We start from the raw sequence: 11,350 nt of genomic DNA, 5'->3' as shown, positions 1-11,350 counted from the left end.
GCGCCTCACACCCACCATTCGCGTCAAGTCAGCTGGCGAACACCCACCATCTGCGTCACCTCGCGCGAACCGCTCGCTCCACGTGCTCCGCCAGCGGGCCGCGGCCGTCGCCCGCGTCGAGCCACGCCACTCCCCCTGCGACGGATGCCGCCACCAGGGCTGCGGCCAGCGCCGAGGCGTCGGGCAACGAGGCGCCACCCTGATGCAGGCGATCGCGGACGGCGCCGGTGAGGGCGATCATCCGCGGAAGTCCCGCGACGGCCAGGTCGGTGACCGTGCCCATCAGCTCACGCTCGATCATCACGACGGGCGCCGACGCCACCCGGCCCGCCAGCCCGAGGAGGGCGGATGCCGCCGCTTCCCGATCCGCGAACGCGCCCTCGGAACCCCCGAACTCGGCGAGCAGCGGATCCAGCTCCGCCCACAGCAGGTCGCCCTTGGCGGAGAAGTAGTTGAAGAAGGTCGCCCGGGCGACTCCTGCGCGCTGGGCGATCTGGTCGATCGAGGTGCGCTCATAGCCCTGCTCGAGGAACAGCTCCGCCGCCGCGTCGAGCAGCGTCGCCTGCGATGACCGGCGGGGCCGCCCTGCAGTCTCCGCCACTAGGAGTCCGAGTCGGAGTGGGATTGGAGGAAGCGGTACATCTCCAGGTCGTCGACGCCCGGGAAGGTTCCCGTGGGCAGCGGCGACAGGATGTGCGCGTGCAGCTTGGCCGACGGCCAGGCCTTTCCCTTCCAACGCGCGGAGAGCTCGCCGACCTCCGGCTGGCCGGACACGTCGGGCTCGGCCGACTGGGAGCGCACGCGCGTCTCGCGGCCTCGAAACCACTTCGAGTCGGCGAAACGGACGCCGACGGTGATCGAGAACTCCTCCGAGAGGGTCGTGCCGGTCTGAGCCGAGCACCAGAAGGTGCCGCTCGGCGTATCGGTGATCTGATAGAACTCGGTCGTCCGGTTGGTCCGCGCGAACGCGGTGCGCGCCGCCCATACCCGCGGGACGAGCTGTCCCTCCACCGACCCGCTCACGTCCGTCGGCAGGGGAAGGCCGTCGTTCTCGTACGCCTTGTAGATGCCGCCGTCGTCGCCGACCCGCAGGAAGTGCACCTGGAGGCCGAGGTGCTTGGTCGCGAGGTTCGTGAAGCGCAGTGCGGCCGCCTCGTGGGTCACGCCGAACGCGTCCCGATAGTCCTCGATGGCGAGATCCCGGCGGGCCTTGGCCGACGAGAGGAACTCCACGCTCGAGGTCTCGGGCATCAGGCAGGCCGCCGCGAAGTAGTTGATGTCGAGGCGCTGCTGCAGGAACTCGGCATAGCTCGGCGGCTCGCGGTGGCCGAGCACCCGGTGCGCCATCGCCTGCAGCGCCAGCGCGCGCAGCCCGTGGCCACCGGGGATCGAGGCCGGTGGCAGGTAGATGCGGCCGTTCTCGAGGTCGGTGACCGAGCGGGTGGAGTGCGGCAGGTCGCCGACGTGGATGATCTCGAAGCCGAGGTGCCGAGCGAGCCGACCGACGTTGTGGTGGGTCAGCGCTCCGCGCTCGTGGCCGACGACGGCGAGCAGCTTGAGGGCCTCCGCTTCGAGGTCGGGGCGGTAGTTGTCCCGTCCGCGCATCTCGCGGCGGAGCTCGGTGTTGGCCCTCCGCGCCTCCTCGGGTGTCGCGATGGCCTCGGTCGCGCGCCGCGTCAGTTCGCGGTGCAGGCCGACGAGGGCCTCGAGGGTGTCCTGCGGGAGGGTGCGACTTGTCGGCACCGACGGCAGCTGCAGTGAGCGGTAGAGGCTCGTCGACTGGGCGCGCTCGAGCTCGATCTCGAGCGCCGCGCGCGCATCCGGTGCCTCGTCGGTGAGCAGTCCGGTCAGCTCGACGTCCAGCGCCGTGGCGATCGACTGGAGCTGCGAGAGCCGCGGCTCCCGCCGGCCGTTCTCGAAGAGGGAGAGCTGACTGCCCGCCAGTCCGACCCGTTCCCCCAGCACGTCGAGCGTGTAGCCGCGCTGCTTGCGGAAGTGCCGGATCCGTCGGCCGACCGTGAGCACATCCATTGCTTATCTCCCTGATAAATTACGCGCTTCTTTCGGAAGTGTAGCTCTGCAACGGGCATCGTGCGGGCGGGATGATCGAGACACCCCACAAGTTTCCTCCCGGAATCGCGTCTGCGTGACCCGGGCAGCGTCGATGTCAGGCGCCGGAGACTGCGCAGACGCGCCGAACAGAGAGGTCATCACCATGACGGTCATCGACTCCCCCGCAACCGGCTTCGCATCGTCCGCCCGCACCCGCAACGCCAGGCTCGCGGCGTGGGTCGACCAGATGACGGCCCTCATGCAGCCGGAGCGCGTCGTCTGGTGCACGGGCACGGCATCGGAGTGGGACATGCTCACCAAGGAGCTCGTCGCGGAAGGCTCGCTGATCAAGCTCAACCCCGAGTGGCGCCCCAACAGCTTCCTGGCCCGCAGTGACCCGAGCGACGTCGCCCGAGTCGAGGAGCGCACCTTCATCTGCTCCGAGACCGAGGACCAGGCCGGCCCGACGAACAACTGGCGAGCGCCCGCAGAGATGCGCGCTGAGCTGACCGGCCTCTTCGACGGCACGATGCGCGGACGCACGATGTACGTCGTCCCGTTCTCGATGGGCCCGATCGGCAGCCCGCTCTCCAAGCTCGGCGTGCAGCTGACGGACTCCCCCTACGCCGTCATCTCGATGCAGATCATGACCCGCATGGGCACGGAGGCGCTGGAGCAGATCGGCCCCGACACCGACTGGGTGCCCGCCGTGCACAGCGTCGGCTCGCCGCTCATCACCGCCGACGGCACCCGGCTGCCGAGCACGCCGTGGCCGTGCAACGACACGAAGTACATCGCCCACTTCCCCGAGACGCACGAGATCTGGTCGTTCGGATCGGGCTACGGCGGCAACTCCCTGCTCGGCAAGAAGTGCTTCGCCCTGCGGATCGCCTCCGTGCTTGCGCGCGACGAGGGCTGGCTCGCCGAGCACATGCTGCTCGTCAAGGTCACCTCACCCGAGGGCCGCAGCTACAACCTCGCGGCCGCGTTCCCCTCTGCCTGCGGCAAGACGAACTTCGCCATGCTGCACCCCACGATCCCGGGATGGCGGGTCGAGACCATCGGCGACGACATCGCCTGGCTGCGGCCCACCGCCGATGGGCGGCTCCGTGCGATCAACCCCGAGCGCGGCTTCTTCGGCGTCGCCCCCGGCACCGGGACGGCGACCAATCCGACCGCCGTCGCCACGATCTGGGGCAACACGATCTTCACCAACGTCGCGCTGCGCGAGGACGGCGACGTCTGGTGGGAGGGCCTCACCCCCAAGTCGCCCGAGAAGCTGATCGACTGGCAGGGCGCCGACTGGACCTCGTCCCTCGAGGCGAAGGCCGCGCACCCGAACTCGCGCTTCACCGTTCCCGCCGATCAGTGCCCCACGATCGCGGACGAGTGGGATGACCCCGACGGCGTCATCATCGACGCGATCATCTTCGGCGGCCGCCGCTCCACCAACATCCCGCTGGTCGCCGAGTCGGTGGACTGGGCGCACGGGGTCTACATGGGCGCGACGATCTCCTCGGAGCAGACCGCCGCCGCAGAGGGCCCGGTCGGTCAGCTGCGCCACGACCCGTTCGCGATGCTGCCGTTCTGCGGCTACAACATGGCCGACTACTTCGATCACTGGCTGAAGATGGGCAGCGCCCTCGGCCGCACGGCGCCCAAGATCTTCCAGGTGAACTGGTTCCGCAAGGATGCTGACGGCTCGTTCCTCTGGCCCGGCTTCGGCGAGAACAGCCGTGTGGTCGAGTGGATCGTCCGCCGGATCGAGGGCACCGCGTCGTCGGTGCCCACGCCCGCCGGCAAGCTGCCGACCCGCGAGGAGTTCAACCTCGACGGCCTGCCGATGACCGACGAGACCTGGGACGAGCTGTTCGACGTCGACCCCGGCGCCTGGCTCGCGGAGACGGAGCAGACCGAGGCGCTGTTCGCCCGCTTCGACGGCCGGGTGCCGCAGGCGCTGCAGGACCACCTGCACACCCTGCGCTGGGACCTCCAGTCCCGGCTGCCCAGCTGACCTCCTCGCACCACCTCCTCCACGGATCAGGCGATCTTCACCGTTCAGGCGATTCTGCGGTTTCGAACGCGGTTCAGGCGGTTTTCGCCTGAACCGTGCTCGAAGACCTGATCCGTGAAGGTTGCCCGGCCACGTGTCCGCCCGGCTCAGTCTTCGGCTCAGTCGGCGGCGATGGAGCAGGTGGTCTGGCTGGCGTTCATCCCCGACAGGCCTTCATCGACGGGCGGGGCGGTCGCGACCGGGTCCCCCGCGGCGTCGGTCGCTGCCGGATCGGGTGCCACCGGATCCGTCGAGGCAGCCGGGGCCGGCGCGGACGGATCGAGGGTCACGCTCTGCCCCAGCGAATCCGCGGACAGCACGACGGGCGTGTCGCTGGCCAGCTTCCCGGCGAGCACCGGGGCGAGCACGTCGTCCGGGATGACCTTGGCTGCGTCGTCGGGATCATCGAGCACCGGATACTGCACGAAGACCATGTTCTGGAGGCTGACGTCCTTGATCGCCAGCGCCATCGCCACCATCCGGTCCACGCTCGCGAGCGACTCGGACAGGCTGATGCTCGTCGCGGCGGCCTCCGCCAATCCGTACAGCTTGGTCGGATCGGACAGCGTCCCAGCACTCGTCATCACCCGGAACAGGGACGACATGTACGCCTGCTGCGACGAGATGCGCGAGAGGTCGCTCTCCCCCGCGATGCCGTGGCGATCGCGGAGATAGGCGAGGGCGGTCGCACCCGAGACGACCGAGGTGCCGGCGGGCAGGTCGAGTCCTGAATCGGTGTCCTGGATCGCGTCCGTCAGGCAGATCGGCACGCCTCCGACGGCGTCTGCCATCGCGACCGTTCCTGCGAAGGTGAAGAGGGCGGCGTACGGGATCTCGAGGCCGGTGACCGCGCTCACCGTGGCGACCACGCAGCCGAGCCCGCCGCGCTGATAGGCGCCGTTGAGCGGTTCGTCGTCGACCGCGTCGTACACCTCGCCGCTCGTCGGATCGGTGCATTCGGGCTGCGAGATCACGAGATCCCGCGGAAGGCTGACGACCGTCACGTTCTGATGATCGGCCGACACGTGGATGAGGATGTTGACGTCGTTGAGGGTGGCGTCACGGGTCTCGCCGAAGCCGGATTGGTCCGGGGCGTTGTCGGCGCCCACCATCAGCATGTTGAACGATCCGGCAAGGGCTCCTATGGAGGGGATCGGCGCTGCGTCGCCGTTGCCGATGTCGATCGCGTTGTCCGTCACCTGATTGGTCAGCGACCAGACGGCGATCCCCGCGACGGATCCCACGCTGGCGACCACGACGGCGAGCGCCAGTGCCAGCAGACGAAGCAGATACATGACCGGGGCAGCCGCGTCTTGCCGGCCGGCAAGCCGGTGCCGAGCCTGGGTCGCCGGATCCATGCAGGAGAACCTAGACCATGGGGGCGGCTGCATCGCTGACATCCGCGCGGAGCGGAGCTCATGTCCGACGGCACGATCGGGAATACCTCGGCGGTCCGTTAGCTTTCTGTACTCGGTGCAGAAAACCGCTGCGCCGCCGATCGTCGAATTCTCGAGGCCATGACCACTACAGCTCCCGCCCCCGCACTCGCCGCACCACCCCGCACGACCCGCCGGGTGGTCTGGGCGTCGTTCGTCGGAACCGCCCTCGAGTCGTTCGACTTCTACGTCTACGCCTACTTCGCCGCGTTCTTCGTGGGACCGCTGTTCTTCGCGCCGCTCGGCACCTTCGGAGCGACGCTCACCGCGTTCCTCACCATCGGCATCAGCTACATCGTGCGCCCGATCGGCGCGATCGTGTTCGGCCACCTCGGCGACCGGCTCGGCCGGCGCACGACCCTGCTCGTGACCATCGCCGTGATGGGCGTCGCGACCGGCCTGATCGGCGTGCTCCCCACCTACGCGGCTGCCGGCTGGTTCGGCGCCGTCGCGCTGGTGATCCTCCGCCTCGCTCAGGGCATCTCGCTCGGCGGCGAGTGGGGTGGCGCGATCCTGCTCGCCACGGAGCACTCCGACGCCAGGCGACGCCCCTTCTACGCCTCGTTCCCTCAGCTCGGGTCCCCCGTCGGATCGATCCTCTCCGCCGTCGCCTTCCTCGTGCTGACCTTCGTCATGACGCCCGAGGACCTCGCCGCGTGGGGCTGGCGGATCCCCTTCCTCGTCGCACTGCCGCTTCTCGCCGTCTCGCTCTACCTGCGCTGGTCGATCGACGAGACGCCCGTCTTCAAGAACCTCGTGGCCGCCGACCGCCGCGATCGCATCCCCTTCGTCACGATGTTCCATCGCCAGCCGGTCGTGCTGCTCATCGCCGTCGGCGTCTCGCTGCTCGGCATCGGGTCCTACTCGCTGATGAACACCTACACGGTCGGCTACGGGGTCGCCGTGCTCGGCTTCACCTACCAGGACCTGCTCATCGCCACCACCGTCGGCGGGCTCCTGCAGCTGATCACCATCCCCACCTTCGGATGGCTCGCCACCAGGATCGGCTCCGCCAGGGTCGTGGCGATCGGCGCCGCCGGAACGCTCCTGATCGCGTTCCCGATGTACTTCCTGCTGCAGTTCTCGAGCTTCGAGATCCTGGTCGCCACGATGATCATCGGCGGCATCCTGCCCACGCTCAGCTGGGCGGCGCTAGGGGGCCTGATGAGCGACCTCTTCGACGACGACTTCCGCTACTCGGCCCTGTCCTTCTCGTACAGCATCGGCGCGCTCATCGCCGGCTTCGTCCCCGCGGTCACCGCGGGACTGGGCCAGGCGACCGGGAACGCCTGGTGGCACCCCGGCATCGTGCTGGGCATCCTCTCGGCGGCCACTTTGATCTCGGCGATCCTGGCCGCCCGGGTGCTGGCGAAGCGGACGCCTTCGACTGTCATGGCGGATTAGATACCCGAACAACCTTCGTTGGTCGAGGAGGCCGTTCACGACCGTCTCGAGCCCGGCTGAGCGCGGTCGGGACCGCGGCAACCGGTCTCGAGACGGGCGCGGGGCGCCCTCCTCGACCAACGAAGCATGGCCATCCCCGTCCGGTACCCTTTAGTCACCGCAACGCGCGGTCACAAAAGGCACCCTCACGCGGTGCCGCACATAACGGAACCGGAGCCCCGCCATGTCCCTGGACAACGCCGCATCACCGTCAGCGATCCCGGACAAGCCGGCACTCGAGGGCCTCGAGACCAAGTGGGGCGAGCGCTGGGAGGAGTCCGGCGTCTACCGGTTCCAGCGCGAGGGCGCCACTCGCTCCAGCATCTTCTCCATCGACACCCCGCCGCCGACCGCTTCCGGATCGCTGCACATCGGGCACGTGTACAGCTACACCCACACTGACGTCATCGCGCGCTTCCAGCGCATGCGCGGCAAGACCGTTTTCTATCCGATGGGCTGGGATGACAACGGCCTCCCGACCGAGCGCCGGGTGCAGAACTACTACGGCGTCCGCTGCGATCCCACCCTCCCCTACACGCCCGACTTCGTGCCGCCCTATCAGGGCGGCGACAACAAGAGCAGCAAAGCCGCTGATCAGGTGCCGATCTCGCGTCGCAACTTCATCGAGCTCTGCGAAGAGCTGACGGTCGAGGACGAGAAGCAGTTCGAGGCGGTCTGGCGGGCGCTCGGGCTGAGCGTCGACTGGACTCAGACCTACCGCACGATCGGCGACGACGCCCGCGCCGCCTCGCAGAAGGCCTTCCTGCGCAACCTGGCTCGCGGCGAGGCCTATCAGGCCGACGCCCCCACCCTCTGGGACATCACCTTCCGCACCGCCGTGGCTCAGGCGGAGCTCGAGGATCGCGTGCAGCCCGGAACCTACAACCGGATCGCCTTCCACACCCCCGACGGCGCGAACATCGAGATCGAGACCAGCCGCCCCGAGCTGCTCCCGAGCTGCGTCGCCCTCGTCGCGCACCCCGACGACGAGCGCTACAAGCCGCTCTTCGGCACCACGGTGACGACGCCGGTCTTCGGCGTCGACGTGCCCGTGCTCCCCCACCACCTCGCGCAGGCGGACAAGGGCACCGGCATCGCGATGGTCTGCACCTTCGGCGACGTCACCGACGTCGTCTGGTGGCGCGAGCTCGATCTGCCCAACCGCGCGGTGATCGGCTTCGACGGCCGATTCCGCACCGAGGCACCCGACGTCATCACGACCGACGCCGGCATCGACGCCTACGCCCAGCTGGCCGGCAAGACGGTGTTCTCAGCGAAGCAGGCCATAGTCGAGCTGCTCCGCGCCACCGGCGAGCTGCTCGAGGAGCCGAAGGCCATCACCCACCCGGTGAAGTTCTTCGAGAAGGGCGACCGTCCGCTCGAGATCGTCTCGACCCGCCAGTGGTACATCACCAACGGCGGCCGTGACCAGGAGCTGCGCGACCGCCTGATCGCCGCGGGCAAGGAGATGGAGTTCCTGCCCGACTTCATGCGCGTGCGCTACGAGAACTGGGTGCGCGGCCTCGCCGGAGACTGGCTGATCTCCCGTCAGCGATTCTTCGGAGTGCCGATCCCCGTCTGGTATCCGCTCGATGCCGACGGCAACCCCGTCTTCGAGCAGCCGCTCGTGCCCGGCGAGGACGTGCTGCCGATCGACCCGTCCACCGACGTGCCCCCGGGCTACGCCGAGGATCAGCGCGGCGCGGCGAACGGCTTCGTCGGCGAGCTCGACGTCATGGACACGTGGGCCACCTCGTCGCTGACCCCGCAGCTCGCGGGCGGCTGGGAGCGCGACGAAGAGCTGTGGAACCTCGTCTTCCCGTACGACCTGCGCCCCCAGGGGCAGGACATCATCCGCACCTGGCTGTTCTCCACGACGCTGCGCGCCCTGCTCGAGGAGGGCCAGAAGCCGTGGTCGCACGCCGCGATCTCGGGCTTCATCGTCGACCCCGACCGCAAGAAGATGTCCAAGTCCAAAGGCAATGTGGTGACGCCCGCCGACATGCTCGAGCAGCACGGATCGGACGCCGTCCGCTACTGGGCGGCCTCCAGCCGGCTCGGCACCGACGCGGCGTTCGACCCGCAGAATCCGACCCAGATCCGCATCGGCCGCCGCCTGGCGATCAAGATCCTCAACGCGTCGAAGTTCATCCTCAGCTTCGCCTCGGACGGCACGCTCGGTCGCGATGCCGTGACGCATCCGCTCGACTGGAGCATGCTCGCCACCCTCGACGCCGTGATCGCCACCGCCACGACCGCGCTCGAGGAGTACGACCACGCCCGTGCCCTTGAGACGGCCGAGGAGTTCTTCTGGACCTTCTGCGACGACTACCTCGAGCTGGTCAAGGAGCGCGCCTACGGGGGCGACGAGATGGAGGATGGCGGCCAGGCCTCGGCCGTCGCCGCGCTCCGCGAAGCGCTCGACACCCTTCTGCGACTGTTCGCACCGTACCTGCCCTTCGCGACGGAGGAGCCCTGGTCCTGGTACTCCGAGGGATCCGTGCACCAGGCGGCCTGGCCCGTGCCCGGAACTCTGCCCGAGACCGCCGACACCGCCCTGCTGAAGCTCGCGAGCGCCGCCCTGATCGGCATCCGCCGCGCGAAGACCGAGGCCAAGGCGTCGCAGAAGACGCTCGTCACCTCCGCCACCATCTCTGGTCCGGAGGATCAGGTGGCGCTCCTGCAGCTTGCCGAGGGAGACCTCAAGGCAGTCGGTAAGATCGGCGATCTCTCGTTCGAACGCGGCACCGATCTGGCGGTGACGGGGATCGTTCTCGAACCGAGCGAAGTTCTCTAGGGGGAAACACGCATGGTCTCTGTCCGACCATTGGAGCAGGGCGACTTCTTCGCCTGGTACGAGCTGTACGCGGGATACGCCGACTTCTACGAGACGCCGCTGCCCGACGCGCGTGCGATGCGCGCGTGGGCGTGGCTGCACGGGGCCGAGGCGGCGCATCGTGGGCTCGTCGCGGTGGATGACGACGGCAAGCTGGTGGGGCTCGCGCACGTCCGCGAGTTCCAGCGACTGCTGGAGAACGACAAGGGCCTCTACCTCGAGGATCTCTTCGTGGCGCCCGATCAGCGCGGCAAGGGCGTGGCTCGTGCGTTGATCGACCACATCAAGGGCGAGGGTCGCGACGGCGGTTTCGGCGTGGTGCGCTGGATGACCGACAAGAACAACGCGACCGCCCGCGCCCTGTACGACAAGGTGTCGGACAAGACCGACTGGGTGACCTACGACATCTCGCTCGGCTGATCCGCGTCGACCGGGTCGGGACACGGACCCGATCGCGGTAGCGTCGGGGGCATGATCCAGCTCGGTACCCGGTGGGCCTACGGGGCGACTCCCCCGTCACGACTGACGGAGGACGTCGTGGGGATCATCCGCGACGTCGAGGTGCTCGCCCTCGAGGAGGGCGGCGAAGGCGACGCGGACCCCCGCGAGTCGATGTGGACGCTGACCTGGTTGGAAGGACGACCGCACGCGACACTGGAGTTCATCACCTCGACCGGCGTGCAGTACACGGTGACCGTGAATTCTGTCACCGGAGCCGCTGAGGTCCTAGTGACCGACGACCAGGCCGAGTCCGACGGCTGGGACGACTGACCCGCCGAGCGCACTCGTCGGTCGAGCAGCCGCACCAGCGCCGTATCGAGGCCCTCGCGCAGAACGCAAGGACCTCGATACTGCCCGTCGCACGCATGCGACGTGGGTCCAGCCGGAGACGGTGCCACCCGACCCTCGAGCAGACTGCTCATAGCCGGTAGAGGTAGCTGGCCGCGATGATGCGGTCGCGCTCTCGCGCGGCTGCTCGACGCACCTCGGCCCGACGGTGCAGCTCGACCGGATCCATCTGCGGTCGCTCGCGCCGACCCCAGAGGATCAGCCGCAGCCCGAGCCGCAGGGCGGCGCGATCCAGGACGGAGACAGGGGTCGAGCCCGTGTCGATTGTCATTCGATTGTCGGGACCCGTTCGGATCTCGATTATTGCGGTCATGAAAGCGATTCCTTGGCATTGTTTGTCGATGGCGCAACAATTAGCGCCCGAAATAGGCGTGAAAAGAGCGCGGCAGAATAGCCGTCAGCAGTTGACGGAATGAGGTGGGCTCCCATGCCATCTGACTCCTCGCAGGCGAGGGCCACTGCACGGGGCAATGAGGGAATCGGTCGCACGTGCACATGCACGATGGGACAGGTCCGGCTACATCAGCGCTTCCACCGGAGACGATCCAGGAGCGCGGGGCTCGGATCGTCTACGCGACGGAAACGCCGACAGAAATGGTCTCTGGCTCGAATGCCATGACAATCTCCTTTCGGTTTCGACGTTGAATTCACGGTAGTGCGTCGACGTGCGACTCGGCAAGC

At 68.4% G+C, this 11,350-nt stretch carries 9 protein-coding genes; 5 read left to right on the top strand and 4 right to left on the bottom strand.

The features are described 5' to 3' along the window. Positions 1–55 precede the first annotated feature (55 nt). Together E6C64_RS19305 and E6C64_RS18010 are read right to left on the bottom strand one after the other, a co-directional pair. Entirely contained in the window at positions 56–601 is a 546-nt protein-coding gene (locus tag E6C64_RS19305) for a helix-turn-helix domain-containing protein (RefSeq protein ID WP_233255713.1), read from the bottom strand. Continuing rightward, positions 601–2,031 carry a helix-turn-helix transcriptional regulator gene (locus E6C64_RS18010; RefSeq protein WP_136429099.1) on the bottom strand — a complete coding sequence of 477 codons (1,431 nt, stop codon included), beginning with the start codon at positions 2,029–2,031 and terminating at the stop codon, positions 601–603. The genes E6C64_RS19305 and E6C64_RS18010 overlap by 1 nt, the downstream gene beginning before the upstream one ends. A 184-nt stretch (positions 2,032–2,215) precedes the next feature. On the opposite strand from E6C64_RS18010, the gene E6C64_RS18005 reads away from it, so the two are divergent. Next, positions 2,216–4,066 carry a phosphoenolpyruvate carboxykinase (GTP) gene (locus E6C64_RS18005; RefSeq protein ID WP_136429097.1) on the top strand — a complete coding sequence of 617 codons (1,851 nt, stop codon included), beginning with the start codon at positions 2,216–2,218 and terminating at the stop codon, positions 4,064–4,066. A 158-nt stretch (positions 4,067–4,224) separates the two neighbouring features. On the opposite strand, the gene E6C64_RS18000 is transcribed toward E6C64_RS18005, so the two are convergent. Next, a complete protein-coding gene (locus E6C64_RS18000; protein WP_158437926.1) occupies positions 4,225–5,463 on the bottom strand; it encodes an LCP family protein in 1,239 nt (412 codons plus the stop codon). A 159-nt stretch (positions 5,464–5,622) separates the two neighbouring features. Between E6C64_RS18000 and E6C64_RS17995 the strand changes: the two genes are divergently transcribed. The 4 genes from E6C64_RS17995 (at position 5,623) to E6C64_RS17980 (ending at position 10,591) form a co-directional block, all read left to right on the top strand. Then, positions 5,623–6,945: an MFS transporter gene (locus tag E6C64_RS17995; protein ID WP_136429093.1), complete on the top strand. Its 1,323-nt coding sequence runs from the start codon at positions 5,623–5,625 to the stop codon at positions 6,943–6,945. A 223-nt stretch (positions 6,946–7,168) separates the two neighbouring features. Continuing rightward, positions 7,169–9,781 carry a valine--tRNA ligase gene (gene valS / locus E6C64_RS17990; RefSeq protein ID WP_136429091.1) on the top strand — a complete coding sequence of 871 codons (2,613 nt, stop codon included), beginning with the start codon at positions 7,169–7,171 and terminating at the stop codon, positions 9,779–9,781. 12 nt (positions 9,782–9,793) lie between these two features. Further along, positions 9,794–10,240 carry a GNAT family N-acetyltransferase gene (locus tag E6C64_RS17985; RefSeq protein ID WP_136429089.1) on the top strand — a complete coding sequence of 149 codons (447 nt, stop codon included), beginning with the start codon at positions 9,794–9,796 and terminating at the stop codon, positions 10,238–10,240. A 51-nt stretch (positions 10,241–10,291) separates the two neighbouring features. After that, positions 10,292–10,591, top strand: a complete 300-nt coding sequence (locus E6C64_RS17980; RefSeq protein ID WP_136429087.1) for a hypothetical protein — start codon at positions 10,292–10,294, stop codon at positions 10,589–10,591. A 148-nt stretch (positions 10,592–10,739) separates the two neighbouring features. Here E6C64_RS17980 and E6C64_RS17975 read toward each other — a convergent pair whose 3' ends face one another. Then, positions 10,740–10,940, bottom strand: coding sequence for a hypothetical protein (locus E6C64_RS17975; RefSeq protein WP_136429085.1), 201 nt, complete (start codon positions 10,938–10,940; stop codon positions 10,740–10,742). Positions 10,941–11,350: the final 410 nt, after the last annotated feature.

Source organism: Naasia lichenicola, assembly GCF_004801885.1.
GTDB classification, from domain to species: Bacteria; Actinomycetota; Actinomycetes; order Actinomycetales; family Microbacteriaceae; genus Naasia; species Naasia lichenicola.
Note: the sequence above shows the minus strand (reverse complement) of the source record. Positions and strands in the feature narration are given on the sequence as shown.